Here is a 24,833-nt window from a genome sequence, read left to right as displayed (position 1 = left end):
GGAGTTCGTAGTCAAGTGCGCAACCACTGAGCGATGCCAACAACGTGATACTTATGAGTAAAGCGCTGAAGCTTGATGCTTTCTGATTCGGTTGATCGCCCTGAAGATATCTCGCGGCGCTGGAAAACTTCATTATTTCGCCTCCGTCTTCAAGCGAATTTCCTGCATTTTCTTAAAGTCTGGCTCAAGTTCCCTGTTGGATTCTTCCGTTCCGTCGGGGTAGCGAAATGTTGTCGTTACGATTTCGTCAGCGACGCGTTTCTTCGGGGAAGTCGACGTCACGACAAGATCTGAATGCAGCACCGGCTCATAATAGATATTTCTTGCGTCCCGAGCCCTGTAGGTACGATAACTTTCATACTCTTTGGCCAGATTTACACTCTTATCATAGTAACCGAGCTCATAGGCTTCCCTTACCCATGGGTAGTAATCCTTTACGATTTTCAGGTCCGGCCCTTCTATAAACTGATCAACCGTATTAAAGGCCGCGTGCTGCCCGTCGAACTTAACTAGAACTGCCCCACCATAATAAGCGGTTACTTTTTTTGCAAAACGATTAGGAATACGATACACGACTCCAAACTCGATGCTATCTAGTTGCCATTCACATTCACCGCCGCCATCAACGAATACCTCCGCCTCGTACAAATCTGTTTCTCCCCGCCTTGTGAACTTCGAATTTTGATAATTTGATCCTGGAAATGGCACAGTGCCCACACCGGGAAAGTCGACAAACATTCGGCATCTGGCCGATTCGTACTTGGCGAGCAAAGTTTTGGGCTCAAGCTCGGCAGGCACTTTTATAACAATTTTTACCTTTTCGCTGTCGGGCGGCGGAGTCAGAACTTTATAGTCCTTCACGCAACCGCTTAAGAGAGCGAGCAGCGCAAGGCATAAGAGTGTAGTTTTTGCGTATAGCGTCGCGTTGCTCATCTAAACTCCTTAAAAACAGGTGCAGCACACCGAGCGACTTCATTTGTTTGCTTCAGCTGCCAAGCGTATTTTTTGCATTTTAGTAAAATTGGGTACCGACTGCCCATTGGACTCTACTGTCCCATCTGGGTAGTAAAACTGTATGAAATCTCCAATGATGTGTTTCTTTGGCGACACGGATGTCACGACCACGTCCGAATGCAAAACTGGCTCAAAATATATGCGCCTTGCCTCCCGAGCCTTATAAGTAAGATAACCGCCACCTTCGCTAGAGAGATTTGCACGCCTGGCATAACCGCCGATAAATTTTTCGCTTAGCCATGGATAGTAATCTTTGACCATTATTAAGTCTGGACCCACCACATTCCTTGTTCTTCCGAAACTGAGCTGCGCATCGTTACCATCAAACTCTATGATGACCGTGCCGCCTATGCCCTGCGTTACACTTTCCCCGAAGCGACTAGGAATACGGTAGTTGATGCTAAATACGACATTACTAAGCCGCCACTTGCAGCGACCGCCTCCATCGATGAACAACCTCGCATCATAGAACTCTGTGGCCCCACGCCTCGTTAGTTCCGAACCGTAACCGTTATATCCTTCCAGGGATTCAGGCCTACCATCACCGTCATGCACCACTTTTCGGCATACAGACGAGCGATACATGACTCTTAGTGGTTCTGGCTCCAGTTCTTGGGGCATCTTTATAACGATTTCGACTTTCTCACCATCTGGTGGCGGGTTCATACTGTAGTCTTTCGCGCAGCCGCTGAGGAAAGTGAGCAATACGAAGCACATAACCGAAGTCTTTAAATATGACTTAGCATGATTCATGGAAGATTTCTCAATACAGGCGGTGGGACAGCGGGCGACTTCACTCTTTTGTTTCCGCTTTCAGCGCGGATTTTCTGCATTTTTTCAAAGTTAGGCTCTGACCTCCCATCAGACTCTACTGTTCCGTCAGGGTATTTAAACTTTATGAAATCCCCAACGATGTGTTTTTTGGGTGCCACAGAAGACACCACAAAGCCTGAATGCAGAATGGGTTCGAAATATACATTCCTAGCCTGACGCGCGTAATAGGTATAATCACCACCATCCCCTCCAGAAAGACCCACACGTTTTATATACCCCCGAATGTAACTCTCCTTAATCCAAGGGTAAAAATCTTTCACGACATTTAACTCTGAACCGGTTACCGCCATTGGCGCCGAAACTCTGAGCTGGGGGTTGTTGTGATCGAAAACCAAGATTACTTCTGCGCCCGCACCGGACACTACGCCTTCTCCAAATCTTTCGGGCGTGCGGTAAACAACGCTGAATACCACATTACTTAGGCGCCATTCGCAAGCCCCTCCTCCATTCACGAATAGCTCTGTATGATACATACCTGTTTCACCACTACGCTCAAACCTCCCCTCATAAGAGTTGTTGCCGTCAAGCATTTGTGGCTGACCATGTGCGTCATGGGTTACACGTTGGCATTTGGCCGATCGATACATCACACGCAGCACCTCAGGCGCTAACTCCTGCGGAGCATTTATCGTAATCGTGACTTTCTCGCCATCCGGCGATGGAGCCATTGTGTAGTCCTTTGAGCATCCGCCAATCACAGTTAGCAACAAAAAGAACAAAGCTGAAGGCCTTACGGATCCCGTTACGGCCTTCATGACACCCTCCAAGCGCCTGTTTACCGTGCGCCCCATCATCTCTTCGCTTCCGCTTTCAGGCGGATTTCCTGCATTTTTTCAAAATCAGCTTCTGATCGCCGATCGGATTTAATCGTCCGATCCGGATAATAAAACTTCGTAAAGTCACCAAGTACATTTTTCTTTGGGGCAATTGACTTCACTATGTACTCCCGATGGAGCACCGGCTCAAAATAAATATTTCTGACTTTGGGCGCGTTATATCTTAAGTCGCCTCCGCCTACACCAACGAGACTCATGTACCTCCGGTAGCCACCAATGAAGTGCTCGCTTATCAAGGGGTAATAATCCTCCAAAACATCCAACACTTCGCCACTCACAGTAATTGGGCTGGATACTCGACGTTGAGGATTATTTTTATCGAAGACGATGACTAATGCGCCTCCCCTCCTGGCATCACATCCTCTCCAAACGGAGTCGGTACGCGATATTGCACGCCGAAGCTCACATTACTTAAACGCCATCTACAAGGGCCACCGCCGTCGACATGCAGCTCCGTTTCGTAAAGATCATCCTTACTTCGCTTCAGCGTTACGTCAAAACCATTATGGCCATCTATGGATTTAGGCCGCCCATAACCGTCACGGGTAATGCGCGGGCATACTGCCGAACGATACATAACATGCATGGTGCTCGGCTCGAGCTCATCTGGCACCTTGATGATTACGGAGACCTTCTCGCCCTGTTGTGGTGGTGACATGCTACGATCCTTTGCACAGCCGCTCACTGAGATAAACAGCGCGACCCACAGCAAAAAAGCTTTAAACTGAACAGTGACTTCACTCACTTGTTCATCCCCGCCCACATACGATGGAATCAAGACGTTTCAGCGCTTCGCCCCCTCCGTCCAACTGCTGCGTCACATTCAATGCCGCATCGAGTTCCTCATGCATAGACAGAAACCAGCGATTACGCTCAAGTTCATCTTTCGGCGAAGTGCTGCCATGTTCTTCCATCTGTTTTCTGAAACGATTAATTTTGCACTGTGCAGCAAGCCGCGGCTTCCGACCAGGTTCAATAGCTGCGAGTAGGCGATTGGTAATATGCATCATATATTCACCCATCATGTGGTTGCCGATGCCTAGCAGCCCTCCCGGCTTCAGGTTTTTTTGTTGTGGGAATCTCTGATCGAGCGTCTTAGAGTCAAGCCCGGCAATGAAGTGGAGCTGTGATTGTTCGCTTTTTTCACTTTTTTTCTTATCGAAACTCTGCACTAGATAGAGATTTGGCCGCTCAGGCAGTCGGGTTTTTACAGTGTTGTAGTAAGGCGCGCCCAGACCATCTTTACTACGATATGCAGGGTAAGAAGATCCACGGCTCTGAGTGTGCTGCTCTACACGGTAGAACATGGCAAGTTCGCCGTGATGGCCGTACGGATCGCCGGATTTGATGAGATTGTTCATGAGGGTCTGGCCCATTGACCATCCGAAACCCAACGTTGTGCCTAACGGCCCATACAAGTTGTAGAGTTGATTATCAAGATCGGCCTCAGGCGGAACACTTGGAATGGTGTCCGTATCATTTACGTGACGGAAGTGTCCAACTTCGCTCAATCCCTTTATCGCACTAAGGGTGAAAGTGCGCGGCATGCCATAGGTATATAACAGCGGATTGTTATCTTTCAGGGTTGCCGAATGAATAAGACCTAGCGCGCCGCCAAGACTATGCCCGCAAATAAAAATCTTCCGACCGAGAATCTTTTCGGGAATTTCCTCTTCGAAACGTCGGGCGTATACCGTCTGTACAGCCTTAAACGCGTTTCGAAAACCCAAATGAACTCGCCCTTCGGACGTCAGATCAGTGCAGGGCACGGAGGGGGCGCATTCGGCTTTGAAGTCAACCTTTACAGGGCGAAATGTCAGGTCAGTGATAAGGTCAGGAGCATGAACTTTGTCAAAGTCGGTACCTCGCCAAGCGACCAACATCTGAGCGGTGTTCCTGACATAGAAAAGCTGTGTATCACCCTTGGGAATGTCTGCTTTGGCAGTGTCCAACACATCGCAGCGCTCATACCTATCATCGAACGGTACATCAGTGACCAGACAGGGCCAATTTCTCCCACCATCACACACCCTAGGCGTCCTCGATAAATCAACGCACTGCTGCGCGAAAAATTCCTGAGGCGAGCCGTACAAAGTCTCCGCGCGGTTGCTGTATGACAAGATACTCATCAGCCCCAAGTTGTAGGCATTCGCCAGGCTGTACTCAGGCTGATGATGCAGCACCAACGACCAAGCCCGCAGCGGGCAAACTTCCAATACATGCCGACAGTTCAGCGCTTCGTATTGCACCGTAAACCCTGAAAACTCAGCGTCGGGGAAATGATAAGCCGGCGGCGGATCCAGCTCTGGCCACGGCGGGTTGAACGCCGGCAGCTCATCACACAGTTGCCCTATTCGCAGGTAGTGATAGGCATGCCCCTGCTCAAGTGCCTGTTGTTCCACCGGCGAAAACCCGGGACGCTGCTTTCCGTACAGAGGTTTGCTGTCACTTGCACCTGGCCGCTCGGGCTCCGGGCGCACCGCGCGCAAGCGCCGCTGTTGCAGAACTTCAGCCAACGGCGCCGCCGGCATCAGCAGTGTTACGTCGAGCGGGTGAAGATCTTCGAGTCGAATGACACCCTGGGCATCGGTGAACCCAGAATATTCGGGAACGCAGCCATCCCGCACTGCCTGATTGATCGCACGCCATGGCAGATTAGCCAGCGGCGCGCCGAGCTCATCCACCAGTTGAAATTCAACCCAATGGGTTTTCTGCGGGCCGATGGCCACAGGCTTGTAGGTGCAAAAAATGTCCGTCTGGTGCTGTCTGTCTTTCATGCCGGGTCCTTCCTGATTGAAGATTTGCTGCGGTGATAAATCGTTGCGGTCGATTGCTTGCCGGGGGACGCAGTGTCGGTAGCCGTTGCGATGCAGATCGCAACCCATCCGGGCGACGGGGCCCCTGAGCGGTGGTCACTGCTCATCGGGCTTGTCATTGGGAAACTCGATCACCACGTTCCCGGGCAATAGCGTGTGAACCGGGATCGTTCTGCCGTCCTTATCGGTCACGCCGGGGAACCGTTCGCCCTCCTGGGTGGTGATCAGGTAACGGACGAAGGGTGCGTAACCCTTATCCGAGTCGCTGAGGGTGTAGCCCGCGGCATAGCCCGGCGGTATCGGCGTCGCCGGGGTGGTCAGCGTGGTGGCACCGCCCTTTAGCACGTACGCGGCCCGGTGATGGATGTTCCCCGGCGCGCCCAGCTCGATCTCGCCGCCCTTGATGCGGATGAACGCGCCGCCGCAGCTGAAGACGATTTCTTCCGGCGCACTGATCTCGACACGGCCGGCCAGGCTTTCAATTTTTATCTGGTCATTCGCCAACGCGTGCATCGCGCCGCCGTAGGCGTGCAGCTGCACATCCCCATCCACGGCTTTTAGATCGAGGCCTTTGGTCACAGCGCACAGGCTGATCGCACCCTCAGCCGTGCCGGTGATGTCGTGGCCGGCACTGATGTTGGTGGAGCGCGACGACGTGATGGCGACGCTGTCACGGCCGGAGGACAGCAAAACAGCCTCGGGACTGACCACGCCGATGCCGGCCGGTGCATGCATTAAAAGCCCGGGCTCGGCCAGGTTGGTCAGGGCCGCAGTGAGTTGTTCGTGGCCACTCGTATCAGCCGCAATAGCCTGGGCACTCCGCGCGGCTTGAGCCATGGAGCGTGCCAACGACAACGCGCTTTCAAGCTGCTCGATTGCAGCGTCCATATCGAGCTGCTCACCTTGGGCCCTGGTCTGCCCATCCGAACTGATAAACACCCCACGCCCGGCCCGAATCGCGCCCCAGCCATCCGTGCGCAATTCAAAGCCTTCGCCGCGCTTATCCTTCTCGTTGTCGACCAGATGCCCAAGGTTCAGCTGACTCTTGCCGCTGTGCTCGGTGCTGAGTTTGATGTGTTCCTTGCCGCGATCATCTTCCATGCGCAGCTTATTATTCGCCGGAGTACGCAGCACGTTGCGTTTGTAATCGCTGCGCAGCAGCGTCACATGGTCGGGATGGCGGCTGTCGTGAAGGGCATGGGCGATGTACGGCCGATCAGGGTCACCCTGTTCAAACGCGATCGCCACTTCGGTGCCGCAGATCAGCGGCAGGTGCAGGCCGTGGGTATCGCCGGCGTAGGGACGGGCCAATCTGAGCCACAGGCTTTCTTCGCCCAGCTCCCAGCTGTCGCGGTCAAACAGAAAGCTGACCTTGTAGCGGCCTTCGCGGTCGATGTGGCTGTAGGGATCGTTGGCCAGCGAGCTGGTGACCCGGGCCGGGACGGTTCCGGCAATTTGCGGTTTCGCCAGCAAAGGCGGCCGAAAGCAAACGCTCTCGGAATAGGGGATCGCTTCAAAGCTCAGTTCGAAACTGCGGTCCCGCGCTGCACGCAAATGCAATCGCGTGATCACAGCACCAGGCTCAAACGCTTGGGGCGCGCCGCCAGGAATTTGCAGGACCTGCGCCAGCCCCAACGAAGCACTGCTGCTTATACCGCTGAGCCGAGTCTGATCATTCAGATACCGCTCATGCCGCAGCCGCCCATAGCAAAACCCGCTCTCCCCCAGCAGATCCTCATCCTGATCCAGCTTGTGGCCCAAGGCCTTGAACGGCTCAGCATAGTGATACGCCTCGCCATAAGTCGTGGTGTCACCTCGCGTCTGATCGACATCGCCATCCAGCCAGGCACTCGCTTCTCGGTGGTGATACGCCCGAAAGTGAACGCTCTGCTCCACCACTTCATGACTGACCTGCAGCGCCCAAACCCCGTCGGCTCCGCTGCTTCCCAACCCCGACTGAGGCCTGAACGACAAACTGATCCGAGGTCTGACGTAATGCCGCTGATCATCATGAAACTCGACGACCGCAATGCCCAATCGCTCATTGTTGCTAAAGCGATACCAGATCCCCACCTCGGCTAATAAGCGCGAGATGAACGCCAGATCGCTTTCGCCGTATTGCATCACCTGCTCGCGCGCCGGGTACTCCCGCACCAGCGTGAATAGAAAATCCTGCCCCTCAAAATCATGCCGCGTGCGCAAAATGCTCTCGACAATCTGCGGCACCGATTGATGCTGATAGATCCGAAATTGCCGCCCACGCGCCAGCAACGCCAGGCGCGGTTCCAGCGTCACTTCATAGCGCGCCTCGTCAGCGGAACCAGACAGCCGCTTGAACCCGGTAATCACCCCATGCAGCGTCCGCAGCGCCTCAACCTTAGGCACCGGCAAGCCAGGAATAGCCATCGGCAACTTGTGGGCCGCAGCATGCAGACTGAACTGCGCGTCCTGCCCTAACATCCGTTCAGCCCCGATGTCCTGCTCAGCCGAGGTAAATTCAATGCGGTAATGAAAGGGCTGACTCAGCTGCTCCTCGCCCTCAAACGCCAGCACATCCAGCGCCACCGGCAAGTTATGAACGACGAGTTTGTGACGGCTATGGTCGAAAAACACCCCGATGGCATCGTTCATCATTCGCCCTCCACACAAGCAGAGGAATCGACGAACTCAAGGGTGATGCCGTCCTCCTCGCAGTGCCCAAGCACCACGCCCCGGGTGGGCAATCGTGCGGCCTGACGCTGTAAAAGCTGTTGACTCAGCACCGGCAAAATCTGCTGATTGAGCAGGCTGTCGATGTTCCGCGCGCCGCTGTCGGGCAGCAGGCACGCCTCTACCAGCGCGTCATGCAAGCGCTTGTCGATCCTGCAGTCCAGCCCGTAATGACGCCGCAGACGCTCCGCCACCTTGTCCAGCTTGATTGCGACGATGCGTTTGAGCGCCGGCGCCTGCAGCGGTCGATAAACCAGCGTCTGAAAACGCGCGAGCAACGCGGGCTGAAAGTGCTCCCGCAGCACCGGCCGCAGTTGCTCGTGGACCTCCCCGTCGAGTGCATCGGGGTTAGCCAGCAGGTAGTCCTGCAACAAATCGCTGCCCAGGTTGGAAGTCATGACGATGACGGTGTTGCGGAAGTCGATTTCGCGCCCCTCGCCGTCACGCATGAAGCCCCGATCAAAGACCTGATAAAACAGGTTGAGTACGTCGCGGTGGGCCTTTTCCACTTCGTCCAAGAGCACGACGCTGTAGGGTCGCTGTCGCACCGCTTCGGTGAGCACGCCGCCCTGGCCGTAACCGACGTAACCCGGCGGCGCGCCTTTCAACTGGCTGACGGTGTGGGCTTCCTGGTACTCGGAGAGGTTCAGGGTGATCAGCGATTTCTCGCCGCCAAACAGGGTGTCGGCCAGCGCCAGGGCGGTTTCGGTCTTGCCGATGCCGCTGCTGCCCACCAGCAGGAAGACCCCCAGCGGTGAGTCTTCTTCGGTCAGGCCGGTTTTCGCGGCGCGCAGGCGCTGGGCCATCGCCGTCAACGCGCGGTCCTGACCGATCACCCGCGCAGCCAGGGATTGTTCCAGTGTCAGCAAGCCAGCCTGTTCGTCTTTGAGCAGGCTGCTCAGGGGCACGCCGGTCCAGTCGGCGACCACTTGGGCAACGCTGCGATCGTCCACGTCCAGCGACAGCAACGGTACATCGCCCTGAACCGTCTTGAGCTGCGCCTGTAGATCCGCGCAAGTGTCGGCGTCGAAGGACTCGGCATCGCGGGAGGCGAGCAACGTCTGCGCGAGATCGAATTCGTTGGCGTGCTGGTGCTGCAGTCGCCCCAGCTCATCGCTCAGGGACAAAAGCTGCTTGGCGATGGCCGCCAGACGTTCATCGGCGTTGCGTCCACTGATGCGCTGATCGTCTTGCAGCGCCTGGCGTTCCTGCTCCAGCGCGGACTGCCGGGCCTTGCTCGCGATCAGCGCCTGGGGTTCGCAGTCCAGGCTCATGCGCACCCGGGCGCTGGCGGTGTCGAGCAGGTCGACGGCTTTGTCCGGCAACTGGCGGCCGGGCAGATAGCGGCGCGACAGCACCACCGCCGCCTGTATCGCGGCGTCCTCGATGTGCACGCCGTGATGGTTGGCGTAGCGGGCCTTCAACCCGCGCAGCATGATCATCGCCGTGGTGTCATCAGGCTCGTCGACCTTGACCGTCTGGAAGCGCCGCTCCAGCGCCGGGTCGCGCTCGAAGTACTGTTTGTATTCGCTCCAGGTGGTTGCGGCGATGGTGCGCAGTTCACCTCGGGCCAGAGCGGGCTTGAGCAGATTGGCGGCGTCGGCGCCTCCGGCCTGATTGCCCGCGCCGATCAGCGTGTGGGCTTCGTCGATGAACAGCAGCACCGGATGCTCGGCCTGCTGTACGGCCTCGATCACGTCTTTGAGGCGTTGTTCAAACTCGCCTTTCACTCCCGCGCCGGCTTGCAACAGCCCTAGATCCAGCGTGCGCACGCTGACCGGTTTGAGGCTGGCGGGCACGTTGCCTTCGGCGATGCGCAGGGCCAGCCCTTCCACCAGCGCAGTTTTGCCGACGCCCGGCTCGCCCACCAGAATCGGGTTGTTCTTGCGACGACGGCTCAAGATGTCGATGACCTGACGAATCTCGTCGTCACGGCCCAGCACGGGGTCGATCTCGCCGTTGCGCGCCTTGTCGGTGATGTCCTGGGTAAACCTGGCCAGTACAGGGTTTTCCTGGCGACCAGCCTCACCCTCCACGGGCGAAACATCCGCGCCAAGGTCCAGAACCTGCCCGGTCTGCGGACGCTCATCGGAATGCTCGTCCAGAAACGGCAGCAAGTGACGCAACTGCACCTCGCTCAGGCTGAGCAACGGCCAGGCTTCCACGCACGCCAGCAGGTCGGGGCTTTCGATCAGCGCCGCCAAGACGTGGGCCGAACGCAGTTGCTCGTTGTCCTCCTCCATCGAGGCGCGCACCCAGGCGTTCTTGATCAGCCGCTGCAGTTTGTCGCACAACTGCGGCTTGGCCTGGACACTGCGCGGCAGGCGATCAATGTGGTCGAGCAAGCCGGTCCACAGCGCTTCGATGTCCCACTCGTAACGCCGGCCGATCAGCACCAGATCGCCGTCGCCCTGCCCCAGCAGCTTCAGCAGCCAGTGCTCGATGGTGATGTGGCCGTGGCCCCGGCTCTGGCACAGCGTTGCCGCAGCGCTGAGGGCCTGGGCGCAGAAAGGGTTGAGGCGGCGTAGCAAACGAGAGGAGCTCTGTGCCATGGGTCATCGTCCTTGAACGGATGGGGTAAGGAGCGTCGACGAGACCGTTGAGCGGTCAGCGCTTCGCTGTGTTGTCTGGAGAAACGTGGCGTGTCGATGTGCTTGGCGGAGCGCCCGCGACCGGGCGCTCAACCCAACACACCGCAGCCGGCAGACAGGCGCGCAAAACTGCCTGCCTGCCGGCCATGCAGCGTCAGGCGGTCTGGCGTTCGTTCCACGAGTCGGAGTGGATGATGTTGCCGTCCTTGTAGGTCCAGGTGACCTTCTCGTAGCGCAGCTCGACCATCTCCAGGTGGTTGTGCTTCTCCTTGGCCGGGTCCTTGACGTCGTGCATTTTCGGCGCGACGCGGACGACCTTGACGTTCTCCAGCAGGGTGTTGAAGTACTCGACTTCCTGGCCCGCGTCGTCGATGCGGTACCACTTGAACTCGGCGCTTTTCAGCGTCTGGCCGGTGCCGACGGCCTTGTACAGGTACGGGCTGCTGGCATCGATTTCCTTGGTGAACAGGAACGGCGTGTGCACCCGGGCACCGGTCAACTTGCCGGTGTTGTTGTCGGTGGGGATGTAGACGCTGTGGTCCTGGGCGACCACTTCGACGCTGCCTTCCCGGGACTGCACGTTGACCGAGCCTTTGATGTCAGCGCCGCCGTCATCTTTGAGCCAGAGGTAAACGGGGATTGCCATGTGAAAACTCCTTGCTTGGGTTATCGAGTGCCGCGAAATGCGACGGGGGTAGCCGGCCCGGCCCCGGCAGAAAGCGACCCGCAGGCCCCTCTTCCGGCACCAGACGGATGTCGACGCGGCGGTTGGCCCTGCGCCCTTGTTCGGTGTCATTGCTGGCGATCGGCTGACTGGCGCCGTAGCCCTGCACGGCAAAGCAACTGCCGGGAATGCCGCCCATGCGCTGCATCCAGTCGCGCACTGAAGCGGCGCGGTCGCGGGACAGGCGCAGGTTCTGCTCGGCGCTGCCGGTGGCGTCGGTGTGCCCGGTGACGACGATCAACCAGCCGGGTCTGGCCTTGATGCCGACCAGCGCATTGATCAGCACTTGGGTCGACTCCGCCTTGAGTTCGGCGCTGCCGATGTTGAACAGCGACAGCGTGTCCAGACGCACCGGCGCGGACGCCTGCGCCATCTCGACGGGCGGACGGTAACGGCCGATGGCGTGCCAGACCCTGATCCGCAGTTGTTCGGCGCGATAAAGGCCGAGGCCCAACGACCGTGGTTCGCCGTAGCGGTAGTAGTCATCCAGCCGCCGGACGTCGTCGTGCAGGACGGTCAACGCCGCTTCGCGCAAGGCCCTGACCTGCTGATCGTCTCGGGCGGTTTCGTTGATCGAGGCGTAGCGGCGCAGGTCGTCACCGACCTGCCGGATCAGCAAGGTGTTCTGCCGGGCCGAGCTCGACATGGCGACAACGGCAGCGAAAACCGCCAGCCAGATGCCCATGACACCGGCGCGCCGCGCGGCGCTGTTGCCGGTGTGCCGGGGCAGCAATTCCAGCAAAACGTTCGGCACAGGCAATACACCACCCGCGTGCCCTGCAAGAAAAGTCGGCAACAGCCCGGTCTTTGCCTGTATCCAGTGCTGCCAGACACTGCCCGAAACCTGTTCCGGCAAACGCGGTACGCGGCAGATCGCGTAGGCCACCGGCAACCGCGGGCGATGGCGGCCGGGGTGTGTGAAATGCGGGACAACACATTGTTCCAGCCATGCAGCGTGGGCGTGCACCTGCACGGCGAGCTGCATGCGGTCGGTGAGAGCGGCGGGCTCTTGTCTCTGCCAGTCCTCAACGCTGACGCAGGTGCCGTTGTGTCGTACCCGCGCCGATGGCTGGCCATTTTCCCAACTGAACCAGACGGATTCCCCGTTCGCACCGCCCTCTTTCGCACCCACATCGCGCGCATCCTGGGACGCTTGTTGATAGCTCACCACCCACAGTGGCAGGGTCTGCGCGCGCTTGCGGATCACCGAAAGCTGGTGGGTCAGCGCACGAAGCTGGCCCTCCAGTTCCGCGCTGTCAGCGTGTTGGGCTGGATTGATGACAAACATGACGCTCATCTGCGCGCGCCATTGCGGACGGGCGGCCAGCAGCGCAGCGGCCATACCAGGCAATCGCTCAATGCTCGGCACGCTGACGTAACACCCGCTCGCCGTCGTCCGCACAGCGGTTTGCTCAGCGATATCGGCATCGACATGAAGATCAGCAGCAAAAAGCGCCGACGATCCCTGCCCGCACACCAGCACTACGGGCAGGCGGTACTCACTGCCGGGCAAGGTTCGACTCTCACCCAACCCCAGAGGACCACCAACACGGACAGCGCGTCGCCCCGCCAGCACCCACGCCCCCGCCGCCAGACCCAGGGCGGCCGTGACAGCAAGGGCTTGAGCGACCGCGCTCAGGGGCAACACGCTGATCACCATCAGCGCCAGGCATCCCGACCACAGGGCCAGTGCGCGCATTAACTTGAGTGTCATGGGCGCGTCACACCCGCTCAGTCACAAGGGAGGCGACCAAAGCCGCCAGATGCGAATCCAGCAGCCACCAGAGGCCCGCCAGCAGCAGACCGGCCGCGAACAGGTGCAGCAACGGGGCGCGCATCCATGCCGGCAAGGGCTTGCGGCCCCGTGCGTCGATCCACGTCGGCAGCGCCTGATCCAGGCTCACCGGCGCAACCCGGGTGGTCAACTCGGCCATCAACTGCTGACGCTCGGGGTGGTCGGGCGCCTTGTAGCGACCGAGAAAGCCCAGCATCAGCACGCGTTGATACACCCTCAGCACGCTCGGGTCCGGAGCAGGCTCGTTCAACACCTCACGCATTTCTTCGTAGAGAAACTGCCCCGCCTGATGACGTCCGAAGTAATGCGCCTGAAGCGGTTCGTGGGTCCATTTGGCGCGGGCACTGGCACCGGCGTGGATCAGCACGGTTTCATCCAGCAGTGCACATTGGGCGTGGCTGATGAAATCAACATGGCGCTGGCTGACACCGGCTTGCGTCAGCCCGTCGCGAACCATCACCACCTGCCGGGTGCACAGGTTCCAGAGCGCATCGCTGTCTGGAGAGGACGCGCCATGGCGCAACTCGACCACCAGCAGGTAACTGTCCTGAAGCAGTTGATCGACATCGACGTGCTGCGCAGCCGCCTGGCTTTTCATCGACCGGCTCATGAGCGCAACACCGCAAACAGCTCAAGCTTGACGTCCGGCAGCGTTGCCGGCACGTAGAATGCGCAGACTCCTTCGGCGAGCACGGCCTGACCGCTCGGATGGGCAAAGTCGAGGGTGAAATACTGGTTCTCGAGACGCAGTGGAATCGCCGCCGGCACATGACTCAGCGGCTGCAACGGAACACCGTCCAGCGCGGCATTGATCAACTGATCGACGTCGTCCGGTGTGCCGATTTTGCACAGCCGCGGGAACTGCGCCTGCAATTGGGCCGGGGCCTCGCGGCAGCGCACCGACAGGTAAAAGTCAGCAGCGTCGGCTTCGCGCAGGCGCGGGTCGTTGAACGTCACTTGCCAGCGACCGGGGAGCACCCGCTCCAGCTCCAGGGCAATGACTCGCGACGGCAGACTGGCTTCGAGCAACGTCGAGATCATCTGCATCAACGGCGGCAACACGGTTTCCAGGTCGTCGTGGCGGTAGGCCGGAATGGCGTCAACGTCGTGTTCGAGGGAGAACGTCAGCAGTGCCCCCGCCAGCTTCACCAGTTCCTGATAGACCTGCTCGGGATGGCGCGCCGGGCTGGCCTTGAAATCGGCGAGCACGGGTTGGTAGGTGTTCAGCGCATTGAGCAGCCAGAACAGCGAAACATCGGCCACCGCGAAGTCGGCCATGCGCTGATTGCTCTCGCGGCGCATGCCCATCAAGCGCTGGCGCTTGGACGCCAGTTGGGTCAGCAGATTGTCCAGCTGGACCTGCAAACCGGGGTGCCCGGCGAAGCTCAACAGCGGCGGCACGAAGGCTTCGTCCAGGCACGCGCGGCCCTGCCCGTCACGCACCAGCCGGGCGACCGAACAAGTCAGGTAATCAGCGTTGTCATCGCTGGCCAGACGCAGGCTCAGCATGTGATCGAGCACGCCGATCGACTGTTGATCGTCGCCATACAGATCCTGCACCTGTCGCCAATCCTGGCGGTAACGCACCGGCCGGTCAGCGCGAGCGTCTTCAAACAGACAATTACCACCGTTGGCCTGCTCCAGCGGCAGGCACAACACCACCGTCGCGCCCTGCCCCGGCTCAATCTGAATCTGTTCGAGGGCCAGCGCGGCGGGCAGCCGATCAACGCTGTCGGTATCAATCAGCGTGCCGTCGGGCATGCGGACGCGCAGCGCGGACGCCTTGAGTTTGCCCAGCCGCAACGCCTCAAGATCGAAGGTCGCCGTCTGCACACCCCACGGATAAACCCGCGACAGGTAAGCGATGCATTCGTTGGTCCAGGCTTCCCAGCGCGCTTGCTGCTGGAATTGCTGCTGGGACAGTAGCGCCCCGGCGGCCCAGAGAGGTCGGTCGATTTTCATGTTGTGCTCACCTATGGCCGACGTCAGGATTTGGCTTTGGGCATCTGGGAAACCAGCGACAGGTTCACGTCCATGCCTTCCACCTGGAAATGCGGCACGGCGTACAACTTCACGCGGAAGAAACCGGGGTTGTCGTCGATGTCTTCCACCGTCACCCGTGCATCACGCAGCGGGTGCGAGGCCTGCAGGTCGTCCCCGGGGTCGGTCATTTCGGTGACCAGCCCGCTGATCCACTTATTCAATTCCAGTTCCAGCAGACGCCGGTCTTTGGTGGTGCCGATGTTCTCGCGCTGAATCAATTTCAAATAATGCGCAATGCGCGACAGCAGAAAGATATAAGGCAAGCGCGAGTTGATCCGGCTGTTGGCCGTGGCATCGGCGGTGTCATATAACGCAGGTTTTTGTGTCGAATTGGCGGAAAAGAAACAGGCGTAATCGCGATTCTTGTAATACGAGAGTGGGATAAAGCCCAGGTTGGCGAATTCAAACTCTCGGGTTTCCGGAATCATCACTTCCGAAGGGATCTTCACCTGACTGCCGGTGCCAAGGTCATATAAATGAATAGGCAAGTCCGACACCGCACCCCCGGACTGCGGTCCGCGAATCTGCACACACCAGCCATTGGCGACAAAACTTTTCACCATATTGGCAGCGAAGGCAAACGACGCATTGGTCCACAAATATTTACTGTGATCGGTGCCTTTGACACTTTCCACATAATTGAAACTGCGTACCGGAATGGTGTCCGGGCCATAGGGCAGCCGTCCCAATACCCGGGGCATGGTCAACCCGATATAACGGGAATCATCGGTGTCGCGGAACGACTTCCATTTGATGTATTCGGCGCGATCAAAATAATTGCCGATGTCTTTGATGGCAGCGACTTCTTCCATGCTTTCCTTGCCGAAGAATGCCGGCCCTACCGAACCAATGAACGGCATGTGCGCGGCCGCCGCGACTTTGGATATATTGCGAAGCAGCGCGATATCTTGCGGGCTGCGATCAAACTCGTAACTGGAAACAGCTGCGGCAATGGGTTCACCGCCAGGCGTGTCGTACTCTTGGGTATAGGTGTGCATGTACAGACCGCTTTGAGCGATTTCAGGGGCGTCTTCGAAATCCTGGACCAGATGGTCCTTGCTGATGTCCAGCAACTCGATGCGCACGTTTTGCCGGAAATCGGTCTGGTCGATCAGCGATTTAACGCCGCGCCATGTGGACTCCACCCGCTGAAAGTCCGGATGGTGCATGACGGCGTCGAGCTGGCGGCTGATCTGCGCGTCCAGCGAGGCGATGTGTTCGTCGAGGAGGGTCTTGTCGAGACGCTGGACCTTGCGCGACGAGCCTTTGAGCAGGTTGAGGAACACGCTGACCGCCGCGGTCACGCGCTCATCGGCGGAGATCTCCGACAGCGCTTCGTTGTTCTGAAACGCCTCGATATCGCCCAACGCTGAAACCGGGTTGAGGTTGATTTTTGAAAACAGCGTGTTATACACGCCGGGGCTTTCTTCGGACAAAACGGTGCCACCGCCTGAGACTGCGGAAGAGTGCTTCGAGGACATGTTTGATACCTGCTAGAGACCCGGTTGATTAACGCGCTGTGGGTGCGGCGAGTACGGCCAGTTCGGCGCGCAACTCGTCACTGAGCGTCTCGTCTTTGACGATGCGTTCAAGTTCATGACGGAAGGTCGCGTTGTCGAGCAGGTTTGATTTGAGATCGCGCAGCAGATTGCGGGTCGCCAATAACGCACGCAATGACGGTATTTGTCTTGCTACCTGTTCCGGTTCGAAGTCTTTCATTTTTTGGAAGTTTAAATCCACGGAGGCATCGGAACCGTCGTCGGCAAAGGTATTTTCAACGGTCAGTTTCAATGTCGGAGCGAATTCAGCCAGCACACTGTCGAAATTATTCTTGTTGATATTGATTTTGGTGCGTTCGGACAAGGCTCGGTCTTCCCGGCCGTTGCTGTAATCCCCCAGCACCATTAATTTGAGCGGCAACTCGACCTTCTTCTGCGCACCACCCGTGTGCAAATCGAGTTTTATATTGACCCGGGCTTTGGGCACTTCATTTTGAAAGCTGTTTGAAGCCATAACTCCTCCGTCGAAAATGCCACACGTCACAAAGGGGAATATCTGGACCGCAGGGCCTTTTTATCAGTCGAGCGTCCAGGACCCAAGCGGTCAAGTTTTAACAAGTGTGAGCAGCGAATGGGCTGATGAAGTTTTCATCGCATTCGGGAAGCGGCAAGGCTAATACCCTACGAATAAAAACTCTACCCACAAAGGCAGGTCGAGAGCTGTCCTACGGAAGTCTAGAAACTTTCCTACAAAATGATCCCGGAGAGCGGAACGGCTGCAGAATTAAACAGCCTGCGCCATACAGTGGCGGCGGGTTTTAAAGTACAGATATAAAAAACCGCAAGCGGTTGAACAGCATCAACTGTTCAACAGGCTTGCGGTGACGTCGAGCAATGAATCAGAAAATGTAATCGGTGGTCAGGAACGTCGACTCACGGTTATGGATGATGTCGCTGATGAGTGCCTTGTTGCTCTCCTGGAACTTGGTCGCCACCAGGGTACGGATCGAAAACACCCGCAACGCATCGTGCACCGACAGCGTGCCTTCAGCCGAATTCTTGCGGCCGTTGAACGGGAAGCTGTCCGGGCCGCGCTGGCACTGCGCATTGATGTTGATCCGCCCCACCTGATTGGCGAACGCATCGACCAGACGCCCGACCTGCTTGGAATCATTGCCGAAGATGCTCAACTGCTGGCCGAAATCAGAATCCAGCACGTACTCGATCACCGTTTCCAGATCGCGGTACGCCACCACCGGCACCACGGGCCCGAACTGTTCTTCGTGATACACACGCATGTCCGGCGTGACCGGGTACAACACGGCCGGGTAGAAAAACTGCCCGTGGGTCGTGCCGCCGCCTTCATTGACCACTTTGGCGCCCTTGCCCACAGCGTCGTCCACCAGACCTTGCAGGTACTCGGTCTTGCCCGGCTCCGGCAATGGCGTCAGCGAGACGCCCGGCTCCCATGGCATGCCAGGTTTGAGCTGAGCGAGTTTTTCTTCGAACTTCTCGAGGAAACTGCCGACGACGTTTTCGTGCACGAACAGGATCTTCAACGCCGTGCAACGCTGACCGTTGAACGACAGCGAGCCGGTAATGGCTTCCGTCACCGCATTGTCCAGGTTCACATCCGGCAGCACGATGCCCGGGTTTTTGGCGTCCAGGCCCAGGGCGGCGCGCAGACGGTGCGGCTTGGGGTGGAGTTTTTCAGGGCACTGGCGGCCTTGTTGGTGCCGATGAACGCGAACACGTCGATCTTGCCGCTGGCCATCAGCGCGCTGACCGTCTCGCGGCCGCTGCCGTAGATCACGTTGATAACCCCGGCCGGGAAGCTGTCGCGGAACGCTTCGAGCAACGGACGAATCAGCAGCACGCCGAACTTGGCCGGTTTGAACACCACGGTATTGCCCATGATCAGCGCCGGAATCAGCGTGGTGAAGGTCTCGTTCAGCGGATAGTTGTAAGGGCCCATGCACAGGGTCACACCCAGGGGCACACGGCGGATCTGGCCGAGGGTGTCCTGCTCCAGCTCGAAGCGGCTGGAACGGCGGTCGAGTTCCTTGAGGGCGTTGATGGTGTCGACGATGTAATCGCAGGTGCGGTCGAATTCTTTCTGCGAGTCTTTGAGGTTTTTGCCGATTTCCCACATCAGTAGCGTGACCACCGCGTCGCGCTGCTCGCGCATCAGCTTGAGGAAGGTCTCGACGTGATGGATGCGATCGGCCACGCGCATTGTGGGCCAGGCGCCCTGGCCCCGATCGTAGGCTTTGACGGCAGCGTCCAGCGCGGTCATTGCCGTGTCGGCGTCCATCAGGGGCGTGCTGCCCAGCACCACGGACTCAAGGCCTGTGTCGGTCTGCAGCGAGACCGGGCTCAACACCGGCGCCAACGGCCCGTGCCATTGGTGCAGTTCGCCATTGACCAGGTAATCGCGCTGCTCGATGGCCGGGCCTGCGCGGAACGGCTCAGGGATCTCGTCGGCGCGCGGGTACAGGTTGTCCAGGCGGTTTTGCAGGGTCATCTCATTTACCTCTTCCAGTCGGTCTTCGTGCCAAACAGGCTGGACACACTACGCCACAGCCGCCGCCGAATGAAGCGTCGAGACACATGTCACGTCCGAGTGACACTAAAATCGTCCGCGTTCGTTTCAGAGATGCCCCTAGGCCACCGCCGTCTGGTTGCGACCCGATGCCTTGGCCCGAAACAGCGCCTTGTCCGCCAGGCCGAGCAAGCCGTGTACGTCCTGATCGGTGTCGCTCAGCGCGGCGACACCGAGGCTGGCGGTAACCCCTTCGTCGTGCTGGCAGGTAATGTCGGCGATGGCCTGACGGAGCTTTTCGGCGATGGCATGGGCCGCTTCGAGCGTGGTGTCGGCCAGCACCAGCGCAAATTCTTCGCCGCCCAGGCGTCCGCAAACGTCGCCTTCCCGCACGGATTGGCAAATGACCCGGCCGATCTGCCGCAACACGTCATCGCCGGCCTGATGGCCGTGGCAATCGTTGATGCGCTTGAAGTGATCGATGTCCAGCATCAGCGCGCACAGCGGCAGCCGGCTGCGCTTGCAGGTGTCGTAGGCGCGCTCGGCCCGATGGAAAAAGCCCGGCGGTTTTTCACCCCGGTCAGTTCGTCGGTCTGTGCGGCGTGGTCAGCGATGCCATGGGCATGTTCCATTTCGCGGCTGAGGCGAAATGCCCGCTCCATCGCCCGGCACAATTTGCGCGTCGCACTGACCACGAAAATGGCAAAGATCAGCGACGCGGCAGCCATGCCCTGCTGCGCGGTCTGGGGCTGAAACAGCAGCCAAAGCGAGCACGGCAACAGCACCAGCGCAATCGACACCAGGGTCATCGAGCGGTACGCGGAATAACAGGACACCGCGCTCACCGTCATGCCCACCGCGAATAGCAGCACCAGTGTCTGGATCAGCAGATCACCGGCTTGCATCAGTGCCAGCGCACCACCGCCCCAGATGCCGGCGGACAGTACCAGCGTGATCCAGTAAACGGGTTCCCAGCGCTCCGGCGTCCGGGCGGTTTCCGGCATCCGGAAATAGGTGGTCAACATGATCAGGCGCAGGGTGGTCGAGGCGCCCAGCAACCCTAGCCACCAGAGAATCAGCGAATGTTCGAGGCGCTCCCAGCAAATCCAGGAGAGCATAATTGCCGCCAGAGCACTGCCGAACACCGAGAAAAACTCTGACGGAATAGTAACTGCAAACGATCGTTACGCACTTGGGCCCGTATCAGGGCCTCGCGCGCCGGTTGAGAATCATGGAGGTACATCGAATTCGCCCGACCCTGGCATTGGATGGAGCGGATTGTGGCATCGTGCTATGACAGTAAACAACTCGCGCGCCAACTAAATGTTGCCCCAGCCGGCGAGCGCGGCAATCCGCCGGAAAAATGACGGTTCGGACGTCCCGGAGTCAATCCTGTTTCGCAAGTCCGGACGGCTGCAGCCCGAGCAACTCCATCAGCTTTAAGGCGTCGCCCGTTGCGGCGCCGCTGGCGGTGTTATCGAAAATACACCACGTCGGCGCACCGTTTTGCGTCTTAGCTTTCAACTCGACGGCCAGACGAATCAAATAATCTTCTTCATAGCCGCTGTAATAGATGCGCGGCGCGCCGTGCAGTCGCCAGTAACGCATCCCCGGCCAGCCTGAGGGTTGGCTGTCGTTGCTGAGCCTCGACGGATCGACCGTTGCTTGCGCGATGCGATAGTGAATAAGCATCGGCTCGCCTTGCACCCAGCTTTCATGGCGCGGTTCAATGATCACATGGCCCTCATAGCGCTCGCGCAGCTGGATGAAAAAGGCCTCGGCCACCCGGTGCTCGAACGCCAGCGACGGTGGCAACTGCAGCAACAGGCAGCCAAGCCGTTCGCCCAGCTCCCCGCATTGACCGAGGAATTCATCCAGCGCCCGGGCGCTGTCGTGCAGGCGCTGTTCGTGGGAAATGAGCTTGGGGATTTTCACCGAAAAGCGGAAATCCGCCGGTACTGACTCAGCCCAGCGGGCGTAGGTCTGCGGTCGGTGGGGGCGATAGAACGAGCTGTTGATTTCCGCAGTATTGAATTGCCGGGCGTAGCGCTGCAAGTGAGTGCCGTCGCCCGGAAACGCCGACGCATACTCGCGGCCCAGACTCCAGCCGGCGCAGCCCACGAAGATTCCGCCAGGCACTTGCGGGACAGCGCCGTCAAACACAGCATCCGTCAAAACCGCATCGTTCAAAACAGCACCTCCCCGGCTTCGCCCATGAAGATTTCTGCAGTCTTCGGCCCGATGCCGTCGAACGCCTGCAGGCGCTTTTCGAACTCGCCACGGTCGGCGCTGGCAGCAACGATCGCGGTGACAGTGCCGCCATATTCGTTAATCAGCCTGGATGCCAGCGCCAGCAAGCGCACGGCCGTGGATTCGTCGTAACGCGCGTAGCCGCCCTCGCCCAGCATCCTCACCAATTCCCGATGGGTACACCCGGCCAGCTTGCGCGGCGTGTCTCGGCCGTGCCTGTCGACGATGACGTGGTAGGTCTGCACCGCCGCCTGCGCCCGAATACGCTTGCCCATCAGGAAACTGGCCAGCAACCATTTGAACAGCGCCGCCTCACCGCCCTCGACGAGGTCGATGCCCAATTCCAGCGCTGTGATGTTTTTGCCCATGACCGCTCCTCGATATCCATTGCTGGAGTGACTTCTCAAGCGGCGGTTGAGTTCGATGTTTTGCGCGGCGTGCGGATCGACCAGCGTCAGGCGTTGGATAGCTGATTGATGCCGATGACCTCGCCGCTCCAGATCATCTCGTAGTGAGCGCTCTGCACAATGGACGTGACGTGACGCGGGGTCAGCAATGCCCAGCAGACATTGCCTGGCGAGCGTACCGAGCAGTAACGCAGGCCGGCCATCCCGGCCTGCTTCGCGGCCTTGCCCAGCACGTGGGACTGCGCGTAGTCGTCGGGTGCGTAAATGGGGTCGGAGAACGGGATTGAAGTTGCGTCGACGCTGCCCTCCTCGCTGAAGCTGCAACTCAGGCAGCGGAACACGAAGCGCTCGTACTTCAGCGCCGCGACCCGCGACCAGTACAACTGCTGATGGTGACGCACTTCAGCGAGGGCCGTGTCGACGGTGTCAGCCAGATACAGCACGCCGAACTCGCCGCTGCTGAAGCGCGAGCCCGCCGGATTGACATGGGTAAAGGGTGCAACCGCATAAGAACACCCGGGGATGCCGAACGGGATCTCGGCCAGGGGAATCAGCTCGATGCGGCCGACTTCGTTTTGCAGGCGCGGGTTGGTCAGCGCCTGAATTCGGTACAGCGTCTCGAACTCGGCGGAATCGGCAACGTCGCTGAACAGCTCGATGGGAGGGAATTTGGAATTGACCAGGCGATAGGCCTGCTGCGTCTCACCGGCGAGTGCGGGGAGCGCGTCCGGCGTCACCATTGGGCGCCCCGGAGGGTATCGATGCGACGGAAGGTTTCGTACAGCGCGATCATGTCGCCCTGGGCCATGACGTCCAGAGGCTTTCTGCCATTGAAGAACTCGTTGTGGTTCTCCATCGACGGAAAGCCGTAGGCGTTGTCGGGGTTATCAAACAGGGTTCGGAGGGCGGCGTGAATGTTCAGCACGAAGCTGACCCGCTGCATCTGGTCCTGATCCAGTGCCACCGACCACTGCGCGTCGTCCTGGCGAGCGCGGGTGTACGTGCTTCGGGAAATCCGCAGGATCTGACATGCTTGCTCGCTGGTGGCTTTCCATTTGTCCAGCACCCGTAACGCCGCCCGCAAACCGACCACGCATTCGGACTTCGAAAGTTGTCGCGCTGGAAGGGCGATGGTCATGGAATTACCTCTTGGTCACAGCGGCTACATTATCTACAGACGCAACCCTACTTCATTTGCATCCATGGACGCAATTTCAAGTTTCAGCAGCGTAGATTTGCACTGCGTTATTGGATGGCTTCCGGGCCAAGGCCGCTCCATCAGGCGCCCTTCAATCCAGCCTCCACCATGAGCGCATCGCAGAACGGCTGTCTCGCCACCCCGCAAAAGAATGCACGGACCGAAACCGCCACGGTCTGCCCTTTGACTGCGCTGCTCCCCTGCGGCGCGCCCACTGATGTCCAGAGGAGAACCTACCCATGCCTGAACAGCACTTACTCGTCGCCGGCGCCAGCGGGGTTATCGGTAAAGCGGTGGTAGAAAGTTTCGCCGACGCCGGCTGGCAAGTGTCCACGGTTGGCAGATCGACGACCGCGCCAAGTCGCTTTCCACACCTGACTGCTGATCTGCTGAAGCCCGAGACCCTCGACGCCTCGAATGCCAGCCTGAAGGCTGTGACCCACTTGTTTTACAGCGCCCTCAAGCCCGACAGCGATCCGGGCGTCGAAGCCGATGAAAATGCCGCAATGCTGGAGAATCTGGTCGCGGCCCTGCGCGATTCGGGCGCGAGTCTGAAGCGCATCACCATCGTTCAGGGCGGCAAAATTTACGGCGCGCAACTGGGCGTCTATAAAACCCCTGCCCGTGAGGATGACAGCCGCCACTTCCCGCCCAACCTCTACTTCCGCCACGAGGACTTCGTGAGAAGCCTCGAAGCGCAAGGCGTCCAATGGACAGCGTTGCGCCCCGACATCGTCATCGGCCATTCCATGGGTTCGGCGATGAACCTCGGCAATCTCATCGGTCTGTACGGCACACTGTGCCGCGAGACCGGCACGGCGATGCAGTTTCCAGGCTCCGACATCGCTTACCGCAATGTCCTGGTGAACGTGACCTCCGCTGAGCTGATTGGCGAGGCAGCCGTCTGGGCCGCAGTCAACGACATGAACGGCGCCTTCAACCTGACCAATGGGGACGTGTTTCGCTGGAGCCATGTCTGGCCAAAACTGGCTGAGTGGTTCGGGCTCGACGTCGGCGAGCCGCAACCGATTTCCCTCTCCCAGCGCCTAGGCGCGCTGCGTCCTGTGTGGGAAAGCCTGGCGCGACGCGAAGGGCTGGCGGAAACCGACCCGGACCGAATCGCGCTGGGCTCTTTCGGCGACTTCATTTTCCACGTCGAAAAAGATGCCATTTTTGACGTCACCAAAGCCCGGCAGGCAGGGTTCTCGAGCATGACGCTGCGTTCGGATGAAGTGCTGCTGGCGCACCTGGAAGACATGCGGGCCAGAAAGCTGATTCCCTGAGCCGTTAAAGGGGACTGATTGATTGACAGCGCGTCACGGTCAATCAATCTGTCCTCGTGCCAACCATCCCCTGGGTCGTTACACGCCGACGTCTTCCCGGCCGAGGCGGTCCCACAGTCAAGGTCCGCGCGCCGCCGAGTGCGGAGGCTTTCATCGCATGACCGCCTTGAGCCGGGAAGAGCCCATCCCAGAGCCTTCAGCCCGTGAAAAAAATGTGAAAATCCCGTTAGTCATATCTGGTAATGATTCGCATCTTGATTCAGAATCGCGCTCCCACCGCGTCTTCAGGAAC

At 59.0% G+C, this 24,833-nt stretch carries 19 protein-coding genes and 2 pseudogenes; 1 reads left to right on the top strand and 20 read right to left on the bottom strand.

The features are described 5' to 3' along the window. Positions 1-132: 132 nt before the first annotated feature. The 20 genes and pseudogenes from JN403_RS16290 to JN403_RS16195 all read right to left on the bottom strand — a co-directional run bounded on the left by JN403_RS16290 (position 133) and on the right by JN403_RS16195 (position 23,198). Positions 133-933 carry a hypothetical protein gene (locus JN403_RS16290; protein ID WP_205483219.1) on the bottom strand — a complete coding sequence of 267 codons (801 nt, stop codon included), beginning with the start codon at positions 931-933 and terminating at the stop codon, positions 133-135. 39 nt (positions 934-972) lie between these two features. Further along, a complete protein-coding gene (locus tag JN403_RS16285; protein WP_205483218.1) occupies positions 973-1,767 on the bottom strand; it encodes a hypothetical protein in 795 nt (264 codons plus the stop codon). Then, on the bottom strand, positions 1,764-2,603 hold the full coding sequence (locus tag JN403_RS16280; RefSeq protein WP_205483217.1) for a hypothetical protein: 840 nt from the start codon (positions 2,601-2,603) through the stop codon (positions 1,764-1,766). Before JN403_RS16280 ends, JN403_RS16285 begins: the two co-directional genes overlap by 4 nt. Positions 2,604-2,638: 35 nt before the next feature. Then, complete coding sequence (locus JN403_RS16275) at positions 2,639-2,881, bottom strand: hypothetical protein (RefSeq protein ID WP_205483216.1); 243 nt, start codon at positions 2,879-2,881, stop codon at positions 2,639-2,641. Positions 2,882-3,015: 134 nt separating this feature from the next. Beyond that, on the bottom strand, positions 3,016-3,429 hold the full coding sequence (locus JN403_RS16270) for a hypothetical protein (RefSeq protein WP_205483214.1): 414 nt from the start codon (positions 3,427-3,429) through the stop codon (positions 3,016-3,018). Between the two features lie 4 nt (positions 3,430-3,433). Continuing rightward, a complete protein-coding gene (locus JN403_RS16265) occupies positions 3,434-5,461 on the bottom strand; it encodes a lipase family protein (RefSeq protein ID WP_205483211.1) in 2,028 nt (675 codons plus the stop codon). Positions 5,462-5,596: 135 nt separating this feature from the next. Beyond that, the gene (gene vgrG, locus JN403_RS16260; RefSeq protein ID WP_205487427.1) at positions 5,597-8,131 is read right to left on the bottom strand and encodes a type VI secretion system Vgr family protein; all 2,535 of its coding nucleotides are present in this window, start codon (positions 8,129-8,131) and stop codon (positions 5,597-5,599) included. Beyond that, the gene (gene tssH / locus JN403_RS16255) at positions 8,131-10,761 is read right to left on the bottom strand and encodes a type VI secretion system ATPase TssH (RefSeq protein ID WP_205483210.1); all 2,631 of its coding nucleotides are present in this window, start codon (positions 10,759-10,761) and stop codon (positions 8,131-8,133) included. The genes vgrG and tssH overlap by 1 nt, the downstream gene beginning before the upstream one ends. Before the next feature lie 193 nt (positions 10,762-10,954). Further along, positions 10,955-11,446: an Hcp family type VI secretion system effector gene (locus tag JN403_RS16250; RefSeq protein ID WP_065991578.1), complete on the bottom strand. Its 492-nt coding sequence runs from the start codon at positions 11,444-11,446 to the stop codon at positions 10,955-10,957. Then, complete coding sequence (locus tag JN403_RS16245; protein ID WP_205483209.1) at positions 11,412-13,238, bottom strand: OmpA family protein; 1,827 nt, start codon at positions 13,236-13,238, stop codon at positions 11,412-11,414. The genes JN403_RS16250 and JN403_RS16245 overlap by 35 nt, the downstream gene beginning before the upstream one ends. Before the next feature lie 7 nt (positions 13,239-13,245). Then, on the bottom strand, positions 13,246-13,917 hold the full coding sequence (tssL, locus tag JN403_RS16240) for a type VI secretion system protein TssL, short form (protein WP_205483208.1): 672 nt from the start codon (positions 13,915-13,917) through the stop codon (positions 13,246-13,248). Positions 13,918-13,925: 8 nt separating this feature from the next. Next, a complete protein-coding gene (gene tssK, locus JN403_RS16235; protein WP_205483207.1) occupies positions 13,926-15,281 on the bottom strand; it encodes a type VI secretion system baseplate subunit TssK in 1,356 nt (451 codons plus the stop codon). Positions 15,282-15,304: 23 nt separating this feature from the next. Beyond that, a complete protein-coding gene (gene tssC, locus JN403_RS16230; protein WP_205483206.1) occupies positions 15,305-16,843 on the bottom strand; it encodes a type VI secretion system contractile sheath large subunit in 1,539 nt (512 codons plus the stop codon). Positions 16,844-16,871: 28 nt separating this feature from the next. Beyond that, the gene (tssB, locus tag JN403_RS16225; RefSeq protein WP_205483205.1) at positions 16,872-17,375 is read right to left on the bottom strand and encodes a type VI secretion system contractile sheath small subunit; all 504 of its coding nucleotides are present in this window, start codon (positions 17,373-17,375) and stop codon (positions 16,872-16,874) included. 385 nt (positions 17,376-17,760) lie between these two features. Next, positions 17,761-19,385: pseudogene (locus tag JN403_RS16220) on the bottom strand (NADP-dependent glyceraldehyde-3-phosphate dehydrogenase). Positions 19,386-19,523: 138 nt separating this feature from the next. Beyond that, positions 19,524-20,646 (bottom strand): annotated as a pseudogene (locus JN403_RS16215) (GGDEF domain-containing protein). 143 nt (positions 20,647-20,789) lie between these two features. Continuing rightward, positions 20,790-21,530: a DUF72 domain-containing protein gene (locus tag JN403_RS16210; protein ID WP_205487410.1), complete on the bottom strand. Its 741-nt coding sequence runs from the start codon at positions 21,528-21,530 to the stop codon at positions 20,790-20,792. Positions 21,531-21,589: 59 nt separating this feature from the next. Beyond that, on the bottom strand, positions 21,590-22,021 hold the full coding sequence (locus JN403_RS16205) for a DNA methylase (protein WP_122625453.1): 432 nt from the start codon (positions 22,019-22,021) through the stop codon (positions 21,590-21,592). Positions 22,022-22,107: 86 nt separating this feature from the next. Then, positions 22,108-22,800 carry an RES family NAD+ phosphorylase gene (locus JN403_RS16200; RefSeq protein ID WP_205483202.1) on the bottom strand — a complete coding sequence of 231 codons (693 nt, stop codon included), beginning with the start codon at positions 22,798-22,800 and terminating at the stop codon, positions 22,108-22,110. Next, positions 22,794-23,198, bottom strand: coding sequence for an antitoxin Xre-like helix-turn-helix domain-containing protein (locus tag JN403_RS16195; RefSeq protein WP_172612358.1), 405 nt, complete (start codon positions 23,196-23,198; stop codon positions 22,794-22,796). Before JN403_RS16195 ends, JN403_RS16200 begins: the two co-directional genes overlap by 7 nt. Before the next feature lie 299 nt (positions 23,199-23,497). Here JN403_RS16195 and JN403_RS16190 point away from each other — a divergent pair, with 299 nt between their 5' ends. Then, positions 23,498-24,541 (top strand): SDR family oxidoreductase, encoded by a 1,044-nt coding sequence (locus JN403_RS16190; RefSeq protein WP_205483201.1) that lies wholly within the window; start codon positions 23,498-23,500, stop codon positions 24,539-24,541. Positions 24,542-24,833: the final 292 nt, after the last annotated feature.

Source organism: Pseudomonas sp. 15A4 (assembly GCF_016925575.1).
In the GTDB taxonomy this organism is placed as follows: Bacteria; Pseudomonadota; Gammaproteobacteria; order Pseudomonadales; family Pseudomonadaceae; genus Aquipseudomonas.
This window is presented reverse-complemented; position numbering and strand designations above follow the sequence as displayed.

What these genes read in the sequence shown, in the direction of transcription:
- JN403_RS16200 (WP_205483202.1), bottom strand. Translation starts at nt 22,800, where the DNA reads ATGGTGACGCCGGACGCGCTCCCCGCACTCGCCGGTGAGACGCAGCAG.
- JN403_RS16245 (WP_205483209.1), bottom strand. Translation starts at nt 13,238, where the DNA reads ATGACACTCAAGTTAATGCGCGCACTGGCCCTGTGGTCGGGATGCCTG.
- JN403_RS16265 (WP_205483211.1), bottom strand. Translation starts at nt 5,461, where the DNA reads ATGAAAGACAGACAGCACCAGACGGACATTTTTTGCACCTACAAGCCT.
- JN403_RS16190 (WP_205483201.1), top strand. Translation starts at nt 23,498, where the DNA reads ATGCCTGAACAGCACTTACTCGTCGCCGGCGCCAGCGGGGTTATCGGT.
- tssL (WP_205483208.1), bottom strand. Translation starts at nt 13,917, where the DNA reads ATGAAAAGCCAGGCGGCTGCGCAGCACGTCGATGTCGATCAACTGCTT.
- tssK (WP_205483207.1), bottom strand. Translation starts at nt 15,281, where the DNA reads ATGAAAATCGACCGACCTCTCTGGGCCGCCGGGGCGCTACTGTCCCAG.
- JN403_RS16285 (WP_205483218.1), bottom strand. Translation starts at nt 1,767, where the DNA reads ATGAATCATGCTAAGTCATATTTAAAGACTTCGGTTATGTGCTTCGTA.
- tssH (WP_205483210.1), bottom strand. Translation starts at nt 10,761, where the DNA reads ATGGCACAGAGCTCCTCTCGTTTGCTACGCCGCCTCAACCCTTTCTGC.
- tssB (WP_205483205.1), bottom strand. Translation starts at nt 17,375, where the DNA reads ATGGCTTCAAACAGCTTTCAAAATGAAGTGCCCAAAGCCCGGGTCAAT.
- JN403_RS16290 (WP_205483219.1), bottom strand. Translation starts at nt 933, where the DNA reads ATGAGCAACGCGACGCTATACGCAAAAACTACACTCTTATGCCTTGCG.
- JN403_RS16195 (WP_172612358.1), bottom strand. Translation starts at nt 23,198, where the DNA reads ATGACCATCGCCCTTCCAGCGCGACAACTTTCGAAGTCCGAATGCGTG.
- JN403_RS16205 (WP_122625453.1), bottom strand. Translation starts at nt 22,021, where the DNA reads ATGGGCAAAAACATCACAGCGCTGGAATTGGGCATCGACCTCGTCGAG.
- JN403_RS16250 (WP_065991578.1), bottom strand. Translation starts at nt 11,446, where the DNA reads ATGGCAATCCCCGTTTACCTCTGGCTCAAAGATGACGGCGGCGCTGAC.
- tssC (WP_205483206.1), bottom strand. Translation starts at nt 16,843, where the DNA reads ATGTCCTCGAAGCACTCTTCCGCAGTCTCAGGCGGTGGCACCGTTTTG.
- JN403_RS16280 (WP_205483217.1), bottom strand. Translation starts at nt 2,603, where the DNA reads ATGAAGGCCGTAACGGGATCCGTAAGGCCTTCAGCTTTGTTCTTTTTG.
- vgrG (WP_205487427.1), bottom strand. Translation starts at nt 8,131, where the DNA reads ATGAACGATGCCATCGGGGTGTTTTTCGACCATAGCCGTCACAAACTC.
- JN403_RS16275 (WP_205483216.1), bottom strand. Translation starts at nt 2,881, where the DNA reads ATGAGTCTCGTTGGTGTAGGCGGAGGCGACTTAAGATATAACGCGCCC.